We start from the raw sequence: 18290 nt of genomic DNA, 5'->3' as shown, positions 1-18290 counted from the left end.
GACCTGCGCTGACCTGACTCGACCTGACCCGCCCGATCACCGCGCCGACGCAGACGGAGGAGACCCATGACCGCTTGGATCGACGAACTCATCACCGAGGTGACCACGGCTGTGCGGGAGCGCAGTGACGAACGGGTGGCCGAGATGTTCGAGCGCTGCTTCGCCGACACCCTGCACAGCACGATGACGCCCATGCCGGACGGCACCGTGTTCATGCTCACCGGCGACATCCCCGCGATGTGGTTGCGCGACTCGAGCGCCCAACTCGCTCCCTATCTCCACTTCGCAGCCGACCACCCCGAGCTGGCCGAGCTGCTCGTCGCCGTCAACCGCCGGCAGCTGGATGCGATCGCACTCGACCCCTACGCGAACGCGTTCAACGCCGAGCCGAACGGGCACGGCCACCGCGACGACCGCACCGATGCGTCGCCCTGGGTGTGGGAACGCAAGTACGAGATCGACTCGCTCTGCTACCCGCTCCAGCTCGCACACGACATCTGGCTGGCGACGGGGCGCCGCGACCACCTGGATGCGCGGTACCGCTCCGCCGTCGTCGCGGCGATGGAGGTCTGGCGCGTCGAGCAGCACCACGAGCAGCGCTCGCCGTACCGGTTCCAGCGGTTCGACGCGCCGCTCTCCGACACGCTCGTCCGCGACGGACTCGGGCCGGAGACGGCGTGGACCGGGCTCTCGTGGTCGGGGTTCCGGCCGAGCGACGACGCAGGGCGGTACGGCTACAACGTTCCCGGCAACCTCTTCGCCGCGGTGACGCTCGCCGGGGTCGAATCGATCGCTGCCGAGGTGCTCGACGACGCGGCACTCGCCGCGGAAGCCGGTGCCCTCCGACGCGAGCTCGAGACCGCGATCGACGCCCACGGTGTCGTGACGACCGATCAGTACGGCGACGTCTACGCCTACGAGCTCGACGGATTCGGCAACGCGCTCCTGATGGACGACGCCAACGTGCCGAGCCTGCTCTCGCTGCCGTTCCTCGGCTGGTGCGCGCCCGACGACGCCCGGTACCTGGCCACGCGACGGTTCCTGCTCAGTGAGGACGACCCGAGCTACTTCGTCGGGTCCGCCGCCCGTGGGATCGGGAGCCCACACACGCCCGACGACCACATCTGGCCGATCGCCCTGTCCATCGAGGGCCTCACCTCGCAGGACGAGCAGGATCGCGCCCGCCTGCTCGACACGCTGCTGCGGACCGACGCCGGCACCGGGGTCATGCACGAGTCGTTCCACAAGGACGACCCCGACACCTTCACCCGCCCCTGGTTCTCCTGGGCGAACGCGATGTTCTGCGAGTTCGTCCTCGACGTGGTGGGTCTGCGCACGCACGTGCGGCGTCCTGTGCCCCGAGGTGACTGAACGGACCCGCAGCCTCGTGCGCCGGCTCAGAGCAGCCGCAGCTCCTGTGCACGGGTGACGGCCCGGGTCCGGTCGGCCACCTCGAGCTTCTCGAAGACGTGCAGCAGGTGCGTCTTCACCGTCGACTCCGAGATGAAGAGTGCCGCCGCGATCGCCCGGTTGCTGTTGCCGGCGGCGACGAGCGCCAGGACCTCGAGCTCGCGAGCGCTGAGCTGCGGGCGGGCGGGGGTCCCACCCTGCATGCGGCCGACGAGCGTCGCCGCGATGGTGGGCGCGAGCACCGTCTGACCGGCGACCACCGAACGGATGCCGGCCAGGATCTCCTGCTCGGGCGCCGCTTTCAACAGATAGCCGCCGGCTCCGGCCTCGATCGCGCCGAGGATGTCGTCGTCGGTCTCGTAGGTCGTGAGGACGAGCACCCGGACGCCTGGCACGCGCTGCACGATGCGCGCCGTCGCCTCCGCACCGCCGAGGACCGGCATGCGCAGGTCCATGAGCACGAGGTCCGGCCGGTGCTCCTCTGCAGCCGTGACCGCCGCAGCGCCATCCGCCACCTCGGCGACGACCTCAAGGTCGTCCGCGCGCCCGATCAGCGCGACGATGCCCGATCGCACGATGGGGTGGTCGTCCGCGACCACGATCCTGATCCGTGTCATCGTCCGTCCTCCACGGTTCTTGAGCCTGTCGAAGGGCTGCCGACCGAGAGGCCGTCCGTGGTCCCTGAGCCCGTCGAAGGGCCCGCTTCGATCGTCACCGGCACTCGCACCCGCACCGTCGTCCCCGCTCCGGCGGCACTCGTGAGTTCCACCGTTCCGCCGAGCAGCGTCACCCGGTCGTGCATGCCGTGCAGCCCGAAGCCTGCGCCCGGACTGGTCCCGAGCAGCGCGCCTTCCGGGTCCGCGATGCCGACCCCGTCGTCGGAGATCCGCAGTTCGGCCCAGCCGTCGTCGACGGTGAGTACCAGCTCGACGCGGTCGGCGGCGGCGTGCTTCCGGATGTTCGCGAGACCCTCCTGGGCACTCCGGAGCAGCACGACCTCGGGTGCTCGCTCGAACCGTTCTGACGGGGCGTCGACCTCGACGACCACGCCCGTCTCACGGCTGAACCGCTCGCCCAGGCGCCGCAGGCTGTCACCGAGGGTGGTGTCGGCGGCCGGCATCGCGGCCAGCGTGGCCACGAGGGATCTCGCCTCGCGGAGGGCGTCGCGTGCCGTGCTCTCGATGAGGTCGATGCTGTCGAGGGCGGCGATCGGTCGACCGTCCAGCGGGGAGGCGTCCGGCGTGCCCGCGACGGTCTCACCGACCTCGGAGCGGGCGCGTTGCGCGAGCAGCACCACACTCGTGAGGCTCTGCGCGATGGTGTCGTGGATGTCGCGAGCCATGCGTTCGCGTTCGGCGGCCGCCCCGGCCTCTCGGCTCGCCCGTTCCGATTCCGCCTGAGCGGTCTGCAGACTCACGAGGAGTCGTGCCTTCTCGTCGCCGAGCTCGGCGATCCGGGTGATCCAGAGCCCGAGGGACAACGCGAAGACGAGCGAGACGCTCTGGATCGCGAGCCCCTGCAGGATCGCCTCCGGGGCGGCACCTTGTCCGACGATGAAGCCGACGGCGAGGGCCGCGGCGCTCGCGATGTTGAGGATGATCGCGTTCCGGGTGTTCGGCGTCAGCACCCACAGCAGCGGGAACACGAGGCACTGGAGGGTCAGGACGTTCGGGGAGAATGCCGTCCCGACTGCGGTGAGGGCGATGAGGGTGATCGCGAACCAAAGCCCGCCCTGCGGACGCTCGAGGGTGCGGCGCCCGGCCGTGTAGTAGACGAGGCAGAGCGCCGCCAGCACGATCCAGACGCCGACGGCCCGCTCCGGTGCCCCGGCCGCGCTGACGCTCACGAGCGCACCGACGATCACGCACCCCGCGCCGAACGCGACATCCCACCACCGTCGTCCGTCCATGTCCCAACCCTCCCATCCCTGCTCGCGAACTGTCACTTCCTGCCAGTTCCGGCGGCGTACACCCACCGGAACTGACAGTTCGCGGGCTAGGAGCGGCGGACCCAGCGGAAGGTGAGGCGGGTGAGGACGAGGCCGACGATCGCCCAGACGACGAGGACGAGCGCGACCATCGGGAGGTCCCAGCCACCGGACGGCTCCTGCGAGGCGAACCCCTCCGGCAGGAAGACGGAGCGCATGCCCTGCGCGATCCACTTGAGCGGGAAGACACTCGCGACGTTCTGCAGCCACTCGGGGAGCATCGTGAACGAGAGGTAGACGCCGGAGATGAACTGCAGCACGAGCACGATCGGGATGATGACGGCCGTCGCGCTCTTGCCCGTGCGGGGGAGCGCCGACAGGGCGATACCGAGGACGGCCGAGGTCGCGATGCCGAGCAGGTAGATCCAGGCGAAAGTGAGCCACCGCTCGGGCTCGGTCGGCAGGGTGACGTCGAACAGGAACCGCGCGACGAGGAGCAGCAGCGCGATCTGGAGCACCGAGGTGACGAGGACCTGCCCCATCTTCCCGAGGAAGTAGGAGATGACCGGGAGCGGGCTGCCGCCGAGGCGCTTGAGCGTGCCGTCGCTCTTCTCCGTCGCGATGTCGGTCGCGAGGTTCTGGACGCCCGAGAGGAGGATGCCGGCGGCGATCATGCCGGGGAGATAGAAGGCGGCCTGACTGACCCCGCCGGTGCCGTCGGGTGCCTCACCGACGTTCCCCATCGCGCTGAACGCGGTCGAGAAGATCGCGAGCATCACGACGGGGAAGAGGAAGGTGAAGAACACCTGGTCGCCGGAGCGGAAGTAGATGCGGGTCTCGTAGCCGATCCTGCTGGCTCCGAGCCGGAGGGTGCGTCCGCGGGGGAGTGCCGGGACGAGCGTGTTGGTGGTGCGGTCGATGGTGGTCATGCGCCGACTCCTGTCGTGGTGACCGTCGTGGCCGGTGACGGTGCTGCTGATGGGGTGGCTGACGACGCAGCGGCGTCGGCCGCGTGGACGAGCCCGAGGTAGATGTCCTCGAGGCTCGGACGGATGACCTCCAGGTCGCGCGGCTCTCCCCCCAGTGTCGCCGTGAGATCGGCGACCCGTGCGGCCGGCACCTCGGTCCGTTCCTCGTGGAGGCCGTGCTCGTCGCGCCAGCGCACCACGGGGATCCGGGCCTCGGCACCGCCGATCTCGTCGACCGCGCCGATCTCCACGAGTCGACCCGCCGCGATGACGGCGACGCGGTCGGCGAGTTGGGCGGCTTCGTCGAGGTAGTGGGTGGTGAGGAGGATCGTCGTTCCGTCGCGTTTGAGCGAGCGGATGAGCTCCCAGAACTGCCGACGCGCCTCGGGGTCGAACCCGGTCGTCGGCTCGTCGAGGAACAGGAGGGCTGGGCGGCCGACCACCCCGAGCGCGACGTCCACCCGACGACGCTGGCCGCCCGAGAGCTTGCCGATGCGCGTGCCCGCCTTGCTCGTGAGCCCGACCGCCTCGATGACCTCGTCCACATCCCGCGGGTCCGCGTAGTACCGGGCGAACTGTGTGAGCTGCTCCCGAACCGTGACGTTGGCGGCCTCGGCACTCGACTGGAGGACGATGCCGAGGCGGGCCTTCCAGTCGAGACCGCCCTTCGCCGGGTCGACACCGAGGACGCTCGCCTCGCCGCCCGTCCGGTGCCGGTAGCCCTCGAGGATCTCGATCGTGGTGCTCTTCCCGGCGCCGTTCGGGCCGAGGAGGGCGAAGGTCTCACCCGGGTGGATGTCGAAGGAGACCCCGTCGACGGCGGTGAAGTCGCCGTACTGCTTGCGCAGCTCGCGGACCTCGATGATCGGTCGTGTGCTCATGGTGTCCATGCTCGTCCGCTGGGACGCGCACCGGTAGCGGTGGAGGGGCTGATCCTCCTATCCACCGATCGGTTGATGCGCGAGCGGCCTGACGCACGGGGGCGTCTGCTCGGTTGGTCGACACGCACGAACGCCCACCCGCCCGACGAGGGTGGATGGGCGCTGGCGTGACGCTGGGGCGGCTCAGCCGAGTGCCGCGGTGGAGACGACGACGACGAGGTCCTCGACGTTCTCGAACCCGGCGGTCTCCTGGGTGAGCTGGGTGAACGGGATGCCGATGATCGTCAGCCCGTCGAGCGATCCGGTGAACGTACCGGCGGCTTCGGTCACGCTCGCGCCACCGGCCGTCGCGTTCGCGGCCGCTGCGGTGAGGGAGGCGGCGCCGCCGGAGAGGACGGCGTAGCTGCCCGAGGCGTCACCCGCTTCATAGCTGAGGATGCACACGGTCGGCAGGTCGCCGAGGACCGCGGCCGGAGCGAAGGTGGCCTTCGCCGCGGCGACAGCGGCCGCCGGGACCGCGACGCCGCTGGCTGCGCTGAGCGTGTTGACCTGCTCTTCGGTGCACTTCGTCGCGCCCGATGCCGGCTCTTCCTGGGCAGCGTCCTCCGTGGCCTCGGGCGCGGTCGTGGCGCTCGTCGAGGGCTCGGAGTCGGCCGGTGCGTCGCCACTACTGCAGGCGGCGAGCCCGAAGAGCCCGATGACGGCGACGGCGGTCACCGCGGAGACGCGGAGACGGTGGTGAGCGGAGCGAAGTGACATGGTGGTTCCCCCTGGAATCGTGAGCGTTGACGGATGCTCAGGTCCAGGATGGGGGACCGAGGAGGCCGCCTCAATGGGGACAACTCCCCATTTGTCCGTCAGGCCCCGGTGCGCATCCACGCCGTCGTGCGGGCGCGGAGCACGAGGGTGGTCGCGCGCGCGCCGAGATAGCCGACGAAGAAGGTGAGCGCCAACCAGGTGAGCCCGGTCTGCCCGCCGGGTGCCCAGGCGAGGACCGCGAGCGCGAACGGCAGGAAGACGAGCGTGTTGAGCAGCCCGGTGATCGCGAGGTACTTCGCGTCTCCGGCGCCGATGAGGATGCCGTCGAGGACGAAGACGACGCCACCGAGCGGGGTGGTGACGGCGAGCACGATGATCGCGGGCACGATGAGCGCCGCGAGGCCGGGGTCGCTTGTGAAGAGCAGGCCGATGACCGGGCTCGCGAGGGCGATGACCAGGCCGAGCACGATCCCCGAGCCGACGCCCCACTGCAGGCAGCGGACGAGGACGGCACGCACACCTGCGACGTCGCCGGCCCCGAGCCCCTTGCCGACGAGCGCCTGCGCGGCGATCGCGAGGGCGTCGAGCGCGAAGGCGAGGGTGGCGAAGAGGGTCATGACGAGCTGGAACCCGGCGAGTTCGTCGGTGCCGAGGTCGGTCGCGACGAACACGGCGATGAGCATCGCGGCGCGGAGGCTGACCGTGCGGAGGAACAACCATCCGCCGGAACGGGCCGCACCACCGAGGCCGGCGCGGTGCGGGCGGAGACTCGCTCCCGTCCGCCGCACATGGCGCAGGACGACGACGAGGTAGGCCACGACCATGCCCCACTGCGCGATGACGGTGCCGATGGCGGATCCCGCGATGCCGAGTCCGAGGCCGTAGATGAAGAGGAAGTTGAGGCCGATGTTCGCGGCGAACCCGGCGCCGGCGACCACGAGGGGCGTGGTGGTGTCCTGCAGGCCGCGGAGGAGCCCGGTCGCACCGAAGACGAGCAGCATGGCGGGGATGCCGAGCATCGAGATGCCGAGGTAGGTGTCGGCCTGCTGGGCGACGGCGTCCGTCGCGCCGAACAGCCCGACGAGCGTGGGCGAGAGGAACCATCCGGCCGCACCGATCACGACACCGAGCCCGAGCGACAACCAGAGCCCATCCACCCCGAGCGATACCGCGCCGCGTTCGTCGCCGTGTCCGAGACGCCGGGCGACCGCGGGCGTCGTCGCGTAGGCGAGGAACACCATGAGCCCGATGACCGTCTGCAGGACCGCGCTCGCGACCCCGAGGCCGGCGAGCGGCACGACGCCGAGGTGACCGATCATCGCGGAGTCGGCGAGCAGGAACAGCGGCTCCGCCATCAGCGCCCCGAGCGCCGGGACCGCGAGCCGGAGGATGTCGCGGTCGACGGGTCGCAGCCGTCGCCTGTCCTGTCCCGTGGTCACCCGCCGAGCCTAGCCGCGGGTGGTGACGCGCCGCGTCACCGTCCGAGGCGGGACGAGTCGACGGCCTACCGCGCGAGCAGCGACCCGCTCAGTCCAGGGAGGTCGCGCAGGCGGATGCCCGTGAGGAAGCCGGCCGCGGCGGCGTAGGCGACCCGCGGTTGGTCGGCGTCCTCGCGGCAGGCGAGGTACAGCGGCACGGCGGTGGCGCCCAGGCGCTCGGCGACGTCGGCGATCTCCGCGAAGCCGACGAGCGGGTCGACCCGGTGGGCGATGCCGGTCATCGTGCGCACGGCGGCGCCGTCGGGCTCGGTGCCGTCCTGTGCCAGCCCGGAAGCAGCGAACGAGACCATGGCTGCGCCTTCCGACGCGAATCGTCGGCAGGCGTCGGTCAGGGCCCGCTCGACGGCTCGGCTGGTGTGTTCCTCCGACGCTGTACCCGCACTCGCCGTCGTTCCGGCGTCGTCCGTCGGCAGTGCGCGCCGGACCGCGTCGAGCGCCCACCCGTGCACGGTGCCGTCGGCCCCGGGGATCGGCAACCAGGACACCGCCGCGAGCACGGCGCCTGCGGCGTCCGTCACGACGGAGACCCGGACCGCGGCGGTCGGCTCCCGGTCGTCGCCATCGGGGGCGTCGATGCTCGAACCCACGGTGAGACCGAGTTCGGGCACGTGCCGGTCGGACACCCACACCGACGACAGCGCGCGGATCTGGCTGCGGAGCTCCCACGGCAGTTCGCGAGCGGGCACCAGGATCGAGGTCGTCGGATCCGCGCCGGCGGCTCCCGTCGCATCGTCCGGACCAACGGGTTCTGATGCATCCGCACCGCTGAGGTCGAGCACGAGGTCTCGGCCGAGTGGCGACACCCGCCACCCCTCGGGCACGATGCGCTCGTCGCGGGTGGCGAAGACCGCCGGTGTGAGCCCCTCCTGCTCGGCCGCCGTCGCGAACGCCGACACCGCGGCGACTGCACCGCCGGGGTCGCCGATCGGCTCGCCGAGGGCAAGCGCGACGCCGGCATGCTGCTGGTAGGCGACCGCGTGTCCACCGTCGGCCGTGACGAACACCCGGTTCTCGCGCCGGAGTGCCGAGGCCGCCAGCGGTCCGCCGCCGTGTTCGCGCAGCAGCTGGGCCGCCCTGGCGCGTGCTCGCCGCGCACCGGGTCCGATCGCCCCGGGCAGGCGTCGCCTGGTCTGGTTCGCCGCGACCCGGAACGCGTGGCGCGACAGCACGAGGACCACCGCCTGTCCCGCCCACAGGACGCTCGCGGAGATCCAGATGGTCGACGCCACGACCGGCACCTGGGCCAGCCAGGCGAGGGCGATGAGGGCGAGCGTGACCAGGAGGTTGCCGACGGTGAGCACCATCGCCGCCCACCAGGCCCAGCGATGACCACGGCGGAGCCAGTTCGCGATCACCAGGATCGCGATGGTGTCGACCCCGACGTCGAGGATCGAGCCCTGCGTCAGGGTGGTCGAACCGAGCGGCCCGTCGAGCGGCACGAGGGTGACGAGCAGCTGCACCGCACCGATCACGAGCAGTCCGGAGACGGCGAACAGCCGCCAGTCGCGCATGGTGGGTCGCGGGGTCGACCGGTGCTCGCCGAGGAGGAGGCGGGCCACGATCACGAAGACGACCGTCGTGATGAAGTGCTCGAGGTCGTCGATCTTCCCGATGTAGAGGAGCGCGATCGACACCCACGACAGGAGCAGCAGCCGCCAGCGCAGCCGGTAGGGGGAACGCATGAACGCGGTCGCGGTCGCGACGCAGGCGAGGATGCCGCAGCTCGGACCGACGTCGAGCGTCGTCACGAGGGACTGCGCCCACGGCCAGTCGAGCCGAGCCAACGCCAGGGCCGCACCGAGGGCCCCGAAGACACCGACGAGATGGCCGGCCACGAAGATCGCCGACGCCCGCAGCGTGCCGAATCGGACCTCGACCCACCCGCCGAACACGGCCGCGCCGACGATCGCGATGAGGTAGGCGAGCGGGTCGGCGGTGATGAACATGCCCGTCAGGACCGTCCACCAGCGCCCGGCTTCAAGGCTCGGCACCCCATACGCGAACGCCGGGTACCAGGCGGCCTGGTCGATCGGGCGCCACAGGCCACCGGTCACGACGCCGAGGGCGACGAAGACGGTGACGAAGGCGGTGGTCGCGGGGGTCGTCCGCAGGGCCCAGCGCAGCGGCGTCAGGACGACGGCGATCGCGGCGCGCAGATCGGTGCGGACGGGGGCCGAGCTGGCGGCCCGGGTGGTCGGCGTGTCCATTCGGGCGTCGGCGTCGGTCGTGGCCGGGACCGACCCGGATGGAGACAGCAGTTCGTCGAGCTCCGCCTCGGTCATCGACACGGGCGCGCGATCGGCGGCCGGCCGGGCGGCCCGACGACGGATCCGGAACACGACGACCACCGCGATCACGACGGCCGCGGCACCGGCCAACGCGAGCGCCGCCCAGGAGAAGCGGTGCAGGAACTCGGTCGCGGCACTCCCCAGTACGGTGACGACCGTCACCACGAGCGAGGCCCAGGCGATGCCACCCGCCGCGTTGGCGACGAGGAAGTGCGGGTACGTCATGCGGAACATGCCCGCGAGCGGTCCGGAGAAGATGCGGAGGACGGCGATGAACCGTCCGACGAACACCGCCCACGGCCCCCACCGCCGCATGAGGTGCACCGCGGCGCCCAGTCGCTTCGGCCCCACGTGCTTCGGGAATCTGCGGTTCAGCACCGACAGGAGCCGCCGGCCGTACCGCTTGCCGATCCAGTAGCCGATCGAGTCGCCGAGGATCGCACCACCGGCGGCCGCGGCGGCGACGAACACCGGGTTCAGGCCACTCGACGCGGCGAGGAGTGTCGCCCCGATGAGCACGGTCTCTCCCGGTAACGGCACGCCGAGGCTTTCGACCGCGACGACCAGGAAGACGACGAGGAGCAGGACGCCGGGCGGGAAGTCGGCCAACCAGTCCACGCGGGCTCCTTCCGGCCGGGTGGGTCAACGGTAGTCCCTCGTTCCCCGAAGCGCTCGCGACGCTCCTCCACAGGACTCGGTCCAGAGCGGCACGCCCGCTCTGAGAGAACACCCGAGCCGTGGTCAGGTGCCGTCGCTAGGCTGATCCGCATGACTGACGCGCAGCTCGCCTCCGGCATCGACCGCTCCGAACTCGACCCGGCCGTGCGGCCGCAGGACGACCTCTTCCGCCACGTGAACGGCAAGTGGATGGACCGCACCGAGATCCCCGATGACAAAGCTCGCTGGGGTTCGTTCCACCAGCTGGCGGAAGACGCCGAGAACGCCGTCCGCGACATCATCGAGGAGTCGCAGACGAACCCCGACGGCGAGGAGGGTGTGAAGGTCGGCGCCCTGTACGCCAGCTTCATGGACGTCGACCGGGCCAACGCCCTCGGAGCGACCCCGCTCGCCGATCAGCTCGCCCGTGTCGCAGCGGTCGACTCCATCGAAGCCTTCCTCCGCCTGTCCGGCGAGTTCGAGGCGGAGGGCGTCGGCGGCTTCCTGCAGCTCTTCGTCGACAACGACCCGGGCAACCCCGAGCGGTACCTCGTCTTCGCCGAACAGGGCGGCATCACGCTGCCCGACGAGTCCTACTTCCGTGAAGACACCTTCGCCGAGATCCGCGAGGCCTACCGCGCACACCTCCAGACGATGTTCGAGCTCGCCGGCATCGACGACGCTGCCGCACGTGCCGACCGCGTGTTCGCCCTCGAGACGGCGATCGCGTCCAAGCACTGGGACAACGTCGCCACTCGCGACAGCGAGAAGACGTACAACCTGTACTCGTGGGACGAAGCTGGGGCGCTCGCCGCGGGCGCCGACCTCGACGGCCCGGACCTCGCCGTCTGGCGCGATGCGATCGGCGCCGCCGACGCGGTGTTCGCGGAGATCGTCGTGCGCGAGCCGAGCTTCCTCGAGGGCCTCGGGGAGCTCCTCGTCGACGAGCAGCTCGAGTCCTGGAAGGACTGGCTGGCCTGGAAGGTCGTCCACGGTGCCGCACCGTACCTCTCCGAGGAGTTCGGTCGCGCCAACTTCGACTTCTACGGCAAGACCCTCACCGGCACGCCGCAGCAGCGCGAGCGCTGGAAGCGCGGCGTCTCGCTCGTCGAGGGCATGCTCGGCGAGGCCGTCGGCCGCATCTACGTCGACCGGCACTTCGGCGCCACGTCGAAGGACGAGATGGACGTCCTCGTCGGCTTCCTCGTCGAGGCGTACCGCGACAGCATCGAGAACCTCGAGTGGATGAGCCCCGAGACCCGCACGCGGGCGCTCGAGAAGCTCGACAAGTTCACGCCCAAGATCGGTTTCCCCGTCAAGTGGCGCGACTACTCGGCGCTCGAGCTCGAAGCCGACGACCTGCTCGGCAACGTCCGTCGCGCCAGCCGGTTCGAGATGGACCGCGAACTGGGCAAGATCGGCAAGCCGCTCGACCGCGACGAGTGGTTCATGACGCCGCAGACGATCAACGCCTACTACAACCCCGGCTTCAACGAGATCGTGTTCCCCGCCGCCATCCTCCAGTACCCGTTCTTCGACGCCGGCCGCGACGCCGCCGCGAACTACGGGGCGATCGGCGCGGTCATCGGTCACGAGATCGGGCACGGCTTCGACGACCAGGGATCGAAGTTCGACGGCGACGGCCGACTCACCGACTGGTGGACCGAGGCCGACCGCGCGGCGTTCGAGGAGCGCACCGCGTCGCTCATCGAGCAGTACAACGCGCTGGCTCCCGCCCAGGTGCCCGACCACCACGTGAACGGCGCACTGACGATCGGCGAGAACATCGGCGACCTCGGAGGGCTCGGCATCGCCTGGAAGGCGTACCTGCTGTCGCTCGAGGGTGCGGAGCCGCCGGTCATCGACGGCCTCACCGGCGCGGAGCGGTTCTTCCTCTCCTGGGCGCAGGCCTGGCAGCAGAAGGGACGCGACGCGGAGGTCATCCGTCTGCTGTCGATCGACCCGCACTCGCCGAACGAGTTCCGCTGCAACCAGATCGTCCGGAACATCGACGCCTTCTACGAGGCGTTCGGCGTCACCGAATCCGACGCAGCATGGCTCGCCCCCGAGGAGCGCGTCACCATCTGGTAGCGCCGCGTCTCGCGGAGCCTGTCGCCCCCTGCCGATGACCCCAGTAGTGGGACGTGCGGAAGACCGACAGACGCTGCGAGAATCACTCTGGAGTCGACGAATCGTCATCCCGATGCACTCGTGAAGCTCATGGCGCGAGACCCGAACAGCGCCTGAGCCGACCTGGTCCGATCCGTCCGGTTCACAGCAGCGTCGCCGTCGATATCGCCACAGCCCCCGCCGTCCCCCGGCCCGGGCGAAGCGGTACCGGCGGCGACGTGCTCCGCTCCCCGCGAACCCGTAGAATCGCAGGCGTGTCTAAAGTCTTGAGCAGCCTCCCCGTCGGCGAGCGCGTCGGCATCGCCTTCTCCGGAGGTCTCGACACCTCCGTCGCCGTCGCCTGGATGCGCGAGAAGGGTGCCGTCCCGTGCACCTACACCGCCGACATCGGCCAGGCGGACGAACCGAACATCGGCGCCGTCCCCGACCGCGCCAAGGAGTACGGCGCCGAGATCGCGCGCCTCGTCGACGCGAAGTCGGCGCTCGTCGAGGAGGGCCTCGTCGCCCTCCAGTGCGGTGCGTTCCACATCCGCAACGCCGGCAAGACCTACTTCAACACGACCCCGCTCGGTCGCGCCGTGACGGGCACCATGCTCGTCCGCGCGATGAAGGAGGACGGCGTCGACATCTGGGGCGACGGCTCCACCTACAAGGGCAACGACATCGAGCGGTTCTACCGCTACGGTCTGCTCGCCAACCCGCGCCTGCGCATCTACAAGCCATGGCTCGACGTCGACTTCGTCAACGAGCTCGGTGGCCGCAAGGAGATGAGCGAGTGGCTCGTCGCCCGCGACTTCCCGTACCGCGACTCCACCGAGAAGGCGTACAGCACCGACGCCAACATCTGGGGCGCCACCCACGAGGCCAAGCGCCTCGAAGAGCTCAGCTCCGGCATGGAACTCGTCGAGCCGATCATGGGCGTGCCGTTCTGGCGTGAAGACGTCGCGATCGCCTCCGAGGTCGTCACCGTCACCTTCGAGGCCGGTCGCCCGGTCGCGCTCAACGGCGTCGAGTACGCCGACGCGGTCGCGCTGGTCCTCGAGGCCAACGCCATCGGTGGTCGTCACGGCCTCGGCATGAGCGACCAGATCGAGAACCGCATCATCGAGGCGAAGAGCCGCGGCATCTACGAGGCCCCCGGCATGGCGCTCCTCCACATCGCGTACGAGCGTCTGCTCAACGCGATCCACAACGAGGACACGGTCGCCAACTACCACAACGAGGGCCGCCGACTCGGCCGCCTCATGTACGAGGGCCGCTGGCTCGATCCGCAGTCGCTCATGCTGCGCGAGTCCATCCAGCGCTGGGTCGGCTCCGCCGTCTCCGGCGAGGTCTCCATCCGTCTGCGCCGCGGCGACGACTACACGATCCTCGACACCTCGGGCCCCGGCCTCAGCTACCACCCCGACAAGCTCTCGATGGAGCGCGTCGGCGACGCAGCGTTCGGTCCCGACGACCGCATCGGTCAGCTCACCATGCGCAACCTCGACATCGCGGACTCGCGCTCGCGGCTCGAGCAGTACGCAGCGGCCGGCATCGTCGGCGGCGCGACCGCCGACCTCGTCGGCAAGCTCGAGCAGGGTGAAGCGCAGGAGATCCTCGGCGGCGAACTCCTCGACCCGACCGCAGACGCCCTCGAGCGCGCGACCGACCTCGCTTCCGAGGGCGCCGCGTTCGACTCCGGCACCGACTAGTCGCACCACGTCACGCAGAACGCCCGCCGCACTCCACGAGTGCGGCGGGCATTCTGTCGTGGTCTCTCGCGTTCCGTTCTCAGGAGTGCTGCGGTGCGTCGAGCGGGAGCGCTTGCGACACGCCGGACGACTCCTGAGTTGGGGACGGCAGGGGTTCACAACTCAGGACCGGTGCGGCGCGTCCCGCGGGACCCGCCGGGTGGCCGATGTGACCCGCCGGGGCCGTCCTGAGTTGTGAATCGGCCAGGGCTACGCGGGGACAGGGGACTCCGCGTACCGCTCGGGCCGGAAGGTCGCGAGCAGCGGCGAGGGTTCGCCGTCGACGATCTCGTCCGCGAGGAGTTCACCGGCGATGAGCCCGAGTGTCGCACCGCTGTGGCTGAAGGCCGTGAAGAGCCCCGGCAGCTGCGGGACCGCGCCGAAGACCGGCTCGCCGTCTCCGGGGATCGGCTTGTAGCCGGCCCCGATGTGGTCGAGTTCGAGGCTCGGGTTGCCGGCGAGCACCCGCGATCCCTCGGCCAACAGCCGCTCTACGGTCGAGTCCGAGATGTGCAGCGAACCGTCGTCGCGGACCTCGATCTCCTCCTCCGACCACGCGGAGTCCAGCGCGAAGCCGCCCTCCCTGGTGCGACGGACGGCCACCTTCGGCGTGTTGAGGACGGCGACGAGCTCGGCTGCGACGGGCTTCGTGAACGCGACGAATGCGGCCGGGCTCTGGTCGCCGATCGTGATGCCGAGTGCGGCGAGCTGGGCCGGGACGTCGGGACCCGTGGCCAACAGGACGGCGTCGGCCTCGATGCGGTCACCGTTCGCGAGCACCGCACCCACGGCACATCCGCCGGACGAGGCGATCTCGGCGCCGGCGTCCGTCACGATCCGTCCGCCGCGGGCGACGAACTCGCGGGACAGCACCTCGATCACGGACGGCAGCTCGACCCAGCCCTCGCCCGGATTGAAGATCGCGCCCTCCGCAGCCACGGCGGCCGGATCGACACCCGGCGTGACCGAAGCGACCTCCTCCGGAGCCAGCCACCGGGCGTCGTAGCCGATGCCGCGCTCGTAGGCGAAGGTCTCCGCGTAGGACTCGCCCTCCGGTGCCCACATCAGTCCGCCGTCGAAGCGGAGGAACTCCGCGCTCGGGATCTGCGCGGCGAAGGTCCGCCAGCGGTCGATCCCGAGGACACGGAGCGCGTGGTACTCGCTCGACCGCCGGGCCGCGGAGTTCAGCCAGGCGAGCGATCGTCCCGAGGCGCCGCTGGCGAGGGAGCGGTCGGTCACGAGGGTCACGTCGGCACCTCGGCGGGCGAGGGCGACGGCGCTGGACGTTCCGAGGATGCCGCCGCCGATCACGACGACGCGTCGGCTGGTCTGGGTGGTGCTGCTCATGCTGTCTGCTCTTTCTGTTCTGGAGTGCTGCGCTGGTGAGGTGCTGCGGCCGCGTGGACGGCCTCGATGATCTCGAGGACGGCGATCGCGTCGGCCGGATCGACCGGTGGACGACCGCCGTCGTGGAGGGCGGTCGCGAGGAGGCGGGTGAAGGCGGCGTAGTCGCCGTCGGCCATGGGGACGGGCTCTGTTGCACCGTCGACCCCGATCGCGCCCCAACCGGACGGGTCACGCCGACCGAATCCGTCGTCACGCGGATCAGCACCGGCCTTCAGTGCGGGCTCCTGGCCGTCGAGTCCCCACGAGGTGTAGGCACCGGAGGATCCGAGGACGCGGAACCGTGGGCCGGCCTGGGCGACGAGCGACCCCATCCAGAGGTGCGACCGGACCCCCGAACGGTGACGGAGCGCCACGAAGGCGTCGTCGTCCGCGACCGTTCCGGGCCGGACGACACCGAGTTCAGCCTGGACGTCCTCGACCTCGCCGAACAGTTGGATGGCCTGATCGATCACGTGCGTGCCGAGGTCGTAGAGGATGCCGCCGCCCTCCGCTGCGGTCGCGGTCGTCTTCCACGATGCGGGCGGATCGGGCTTCCACCACTCGAAGCGTGACTCGAAGCGATGGACGTGCCCGAGCATGCCCTCGTCGAGCAGCCGCCGCACGGTCAGGAAGTCGCCGTCCCAGCGGCGGTTCTGGAAGACCGTGACGAGGCGGTCGGCGGCTGCAGCACGATCGACGATCGCGCGGCCCTCGGCCGCGGTGACGGCGAACGGCTTGTCGACCACGACGTGCAGGCCGGCGTCCAGGGAGGCTGTCGCGAGCGCGGCGTGCGTGCCGGACGGCGAGCCGATGACCACGAGGTCGAGCTCGTCGGCTCGGGCGAAGAGCTCCTCGGCGGTCGACACGACCTTGACGCCCGGGTACCGCCCGAGCGCCTCGGCCCGTCGATCCGGGTCGGAGGTCACGACGAGGTCGAGCGAGTAGTCGGGATCCGCGGCGAGGAACGGCGCGTGGAACACCGCGCCGGAGGTGCCGAAGCCGATGACGCCCGTCCTGATCGTGCCGGAGACGCGTGCCGCCATCAGAGGACCTCGGAGAGGAAGCGCTGCAGGCGGGGGCTCTGCGGGGCGTCGAACAGCTGCGACGGGGTCCCCGCCTCGACCACGCGGCCCTCGTCCATGAACACGACCTGGTCGGCGACCTTGCGGGCGAAGCCCATCTCGTGGGTCACGACGAGCATCGTCATGCCGCGCTGCGCCAGACCGGCCATCAGGTTGAGGACGCCCTTCACGAGTTCGGGGTCGAGGGCGCTCGTGGCCTCGTCGAACAGCATGACCTCGGGCTCCATCGCGAGTGCGCGGGCGATCGCGACGCGCTGTTGTTGGCCTCCCGAGAGGTCGCGCGGCCGGTGGTCCGATCGTTCACCGAGTCCGACGTCGTCGAGGCGCGCTGCTGCGACTCGGAGTGACTCGCTCTTCGACATGCCCTTCACGTTGCGGAGTGCGAGGGCCACGTTCTCGAGCGCGGTGTGGTCGGGGAACAGGTTGAAGTGCTGGAAGACGAGGCCGACCCGCGTCCGGAGCCGTTCCGGCTTCATCTTCAGGGCGCTCTCACCGGCGAGGAAGACGTCGCCGGAGGTGGGCTCGTGCAGGCGGTTCACCCCGCGGAGCAGTGTCGACTTGCCCGAGCCGGACGGCCCGATGATGCAGGTCGTCGTGCCGGGCTCGACGTCGATGCTCACCTCGCGGATGACCTCGATGTCGCCGTACGCCATCGAGACGTCGCGGAGCTCCAGGCTCGAGCCGCGGTAGAAGTGTCCGTCGGTGACGGGCAGGGGAGAGGTGTAGGTCATGTGTTGCTCCCGGTGGTGGCTGGCAGGGGTGGCTGCACCTCGTCGAGCTCGTCGAGGCCGCTCTTCGGCGGGGTGGCCTTGCGGCGACCGGTGCGGAAGCGGTTGTCGAAGAAGTTGACGAGGTGGGTGAGGGGCACGGTGATGACGAGGTAGAACAGCCCCGCCATGACGAGCGGGGAGAGGTTGCCGGTGAGGACGGCGGCGTCCTGACCGACCCGGAACAGCTCGCGCTCACTGACGAGGAGCCCGAGGAAGTAGACGAGGCTCGAGTCCTTCACGATGGCGATGAACTGGTTCACGAGCGCGGGGAGGACCCGGCGGATGCCCTGCGGCACCACGACGAGTCGCATCGCCTTGCCGTAGCTCATGCCGAGTGCCCGGCAGGCCTCGAGCTGGCCGCGGTCGACGCTCTGGATGCCGGCGCGGAAGATCTCGCCGATGTAGGCGGAGGCGATGAGGCTGAGCGCGAGGATGCCCAGCGGATAGGGCGAGGGGCCGAACAGCTGCTGGCTGAAGCGGGCGAAGCCTTGGCCGATGAGGAGGATGGTGAGGATCGCCGGCAGGCCGCGGAACACGTCGGTGTAGATCCGCGCGGGTACTCGGAGCCAGCGTGAGGGCGAGATGCCCATGATGGCGATGATCATGCCGAGGATGACCCCGATCACCGTGGCGGCGATCGAGATGACGAGAGTGTTGACGAGTCCCACGCCGAGCAGCTGCGGGAACACCTGCCACATCGCGTCGAAGTCGAAGAAGGTCTTGATGATGCTGTCGAGCCAGTCCATGCTGTCTGCTCCTGAGGGGTGGGATGGTGTGGTGCCTGTCTCTTATACACATCT

14 protein-coding genes are annotated in these 18290 nt (G+C 70.4%); 3 read left to right on the top strand and 11 right to left on the bottom strand.

Annotated features, from left to right (window positions below; genetic code table 11):
- Positions 1–66 precede the first annotated feature (66 nt).
- Entirely contained in the window at positions 67–1371 is a 1305-nt protein-coding gene (locus ACQG07_RS16875) for a glycoside hydrolase family 125 protein (protein ID WP_426738902.1), read from the top strand.
- 26 nt (positions 1372–1397) lie between these two features.
- On the opposite strand, the gene ACQG07_RS16870 is transcribed toward ACQG07_RS16875, so the two are convergent.
- The 7 genes from ACQG07_RS16870 to ACQG07_RS16840 all read right to left on the bottom strand — a co-directional run bounded on the left by ACQG07_RS16870 (position 1398) and on the right by ACQG07_RS16840 (position 10350).
- Positions 1398–2027, bottom strand: coding sequence for a response regulator (locus tag ACQG07_RS16870; RefSeq protein WP_426738900.1), 630 nt, complete (start codon positions 2025–2027; stop codon positions 1398–1400).
- Positions 2024–3319 carry a sensor histidine kinase gene (locus ACQG07_RS16865; RefSeq protein WP_426738898.1) on the bottom strand — a complete coding sequence of 432 codons (1296 nt, stop codon included), beginning with the start codon at positions 3317–3319 and terminating at the stop codon, positions 2024–2026. The genes ACQG07_RS16870 and ACQG07_RS16865 overlap by 4 nt, the downstream gene beginning before the upstream one ends.
- A gap of 86 nt (positions 3320–3405) precedes the next feature.
- Complete coding sequence (locus tag ACQG07_RS16860) at positions 3406–4266, bottom strand: ABC transporter permease (RefSeq protein ID WP_274498964.1); 861 nt, start codon at positions 4264–4266, stop codon at positions 3406–3408.
- Positions 4263–5186, bottom strand: a complete 924-nt coding sequence (locus ACQG07_RS16855) for an ABC transporter ATP-binding protein (RefSeq protein ID WP_426738897.1) — start codon at positions 5184–5186, stop codon at positions 4263–4265. Before ACQG07_RS16855 ends, ACQG07_RS16860 begins: the two co-directional genes overlap by 4 nt.
- 183 nt (positions 5187–5369) lie before the next feature.
- The gene (locus ACQG07_RS16850; protein ID WP_124767954.1) at positions 5370–5945 is read right to left on the bottom strand and encodes a hypothetical protein; all 576 of its coding nucleotides are present in this window, start codon (positions 5943–5945) and stop codon (positions 5370–5372) included.
- A gap of 98 nt (positions 5946–6043) precedes the next feature.
- Positions 6044–7384 (bottom strand): MATE family efflux transporter, encoded by a 1341-nt coding sequence (locus ACQG07_RS16845; protein ID WP_426738896.1) that lies wholly within the window; start codon positions 7382–7384, stop codon positions 6044–6046.
- Between the two features lie 65 nt (positions 7385–7449).
- A complete protein-coding gene (locus tag ACQG07_RS16840) occupies positions 7450–10350 on the bottom strand; it encodes a VTT domain-containing protein (protein WP_426738895.1) in 2901 nt (966 codons plus the stop codon).
- A 150-nt stretch (positions 10351–10500) separates the two neighbouring features.
- Between ACQG07_RS16840 and ACQG07_RS16835 the strand changes: the two genes are divergently transcribed.
- Both ACQG07_RS16835 and argG read left to right on the top strand, forming a co-directional pair.
- Complete coding sequence (locus tag ACQG07_RS16835) at positions 10501–12480, top strand: M13 family metallopeptidase (RefSeq protein WP_426738894.1); 1980 nt, start codon at positions 10501–10503, stop codon at positions 12478–12480.
- 293 nt (positions 12481–12773) lie between these two features.
- Positions 12774–14213 (top strand): argininosuccinate synthase, encoded by a 1440-nt coding sequence (argG, locus tag ACQG07_RS16830; protein ID WP_071261487.1) that lies wholly within the window; start codon positions 12774–12776, stop codon positions 14211–14213.
- A 249-nt stretch (positions 14214–14462) separates the two neighbouring features.
- Here argG and ACQG07_RS16825 read toward each other — a convergent pair whose 3' ends face one another.
- Genes ACQG07_RS16825 through ACQG07_RS16810 form a run of 4 tightly spaced genes read right to left on the bottom strand, consistent with a single transcriptional unit; the run spans position 14463 to position 18236 of the window.
- Positions 14463–15599 (bottom strand): NAD(P)/FAD-dependent oxidoreductase, encoded by a 1137-nt coding sequence (locus tag ACQG07_RS16825; RefSeq protein WP_426738893.1) that lies wholly within the window; start codon positions 15597–15599, stop codon positions 14463–14465.
- Entirely contained in the window at positions 15596–16681 is a 1086-nt protein-coding gene (locus ACQG07_RS16820) for a Gfo/Idh/MocA family protein (RefSeq protein WP_426738892.1), read from the bottom strand. Before ACQG07_RS16820 ends, ACQG07_RS16825 begins: the two co-directional genes overlap by 4 nt.
- Positions 16681–17451, bottom strand: a complete 771-nt coding sequence (locus tag ACQG07_RS16815) for an amino acid ABC transporter ATP-binding protein (protein ID WP_426738890.1) — start codon at positions 17449–17451, stop codon at positions 16681–16683. The genes ACQG07_RS16820 and ACQG07_RS16815 overlap by 1 nt, the downstream gene beginning before the upstream one ends.
- Positions 17448–18236, bottom strand: a complete 789-nt coding sequence (locus tag ACQG07_RS16810; protein WP_079704476.1) for an amino acid ABC transporter permease — start codon at positions 18234–18236, stop codon at positions 17448–17450. The genes ACQG07_RS16815 and ACQG07_RS16810 overlap by 4 nt, the downstream gene beginning before the upstream one ends.
- Between the last annotated feature and the right edge of the window lie 54 nt (positions 18237–18290).

The sequence above is a fragment of the Plantibacter sp. 2H11-2 genome (genome assembly GCF_050031945.1).
GTDB lineage: Bacteria > Actinomycetota > Actinomycetes > Actinomycetales > Microbacteriaceae > Plantibacter > Plantibacter auratus.
Note: the sequence above shows the minus strand (reverse complement) of the source record. Positions and strands in the feature narration are given on the sequence as shown.

Bases quoted from the DNA above. Each gene is read 5' to 3' on its own strand.
- ACQG07_RS16825 (WP_426738893.1), bottom strand. From the start codon at position 15,599: ATGAGCAGCACCACCCAGACCAGCCGACGCGTCGTCGTGATCGGCGGC.
- ACQG07_RS16815 (WP_426738890.1), bottom strand. From the start codon at position 17,451: ATGACCTACACCTCTCCCCTGCCCGTCACCGACGGACACTTCTACCGC.
- ACQG07_RS16870 (WP_426738900.1), bottom strand. From the start codon at position 2,027: ATGACACGGATCAGGATCGTGGTCGCGGACGACCACCCCATCGTGCGA.
- ACQG07_RS16835 (WP_426738894.1), top strand. From the start codon at position 10,501: ATGACTGACGCGCAGCTCGCCTCCGGCATCGACCGCTCCGAACTCGAC.
- ACQG07_RS16820 (WP_426738892.1), bottom strand. From the start codon at position 16,681: ATGGCGGCACGCGTCTCCGGCACGATCAGGACGGGCGTCATCGGCTTC.
- ACQG07_RS16875 (WP_426738902.1), top strand. From the start codon at position 67: ATGACCGCTTGGATCGACGAACTCATCACCGAGGTGACCACGGCTGTG.
- ACQG07_RS16865 (WP_426738898.1), bottom strand. From the start codon at position 3,319: ATGGACGGACGACGGTGGTGGGATGTCGCGTTCGGCGCGGGGTGCGTG.
- ACQG07_RS16850 (WP_124767954.1), bottom strand. From the start codon at position 5,945: ATGTCACTTCGCTCCGCTCACCACCGTCTCCGCGTCTCCGCGGTGACC.
- ACQG07_RS16860 (WP_274498964.1), bottom strand. From the start codon at position 4,266: ATGACCACCATCGACCGCACCACCAACACGCTCGTCCCGGCACTCCCC.
- ACQG07_RS16810 (WP_079704476.1), bottom strand. From the start codon at position 18,236: ATGGACTGGCTCGACAGCATCATCAAGACCTTCTTCGACTTCGACGCG.
- ACQG07_RS16855 (WP_426738897.1), bottom strand. From the start codon at position 5,186: ATGAGCACACGACCGATCATCGAGGTCCGCGAGCTGCGCAAGCAGTAC.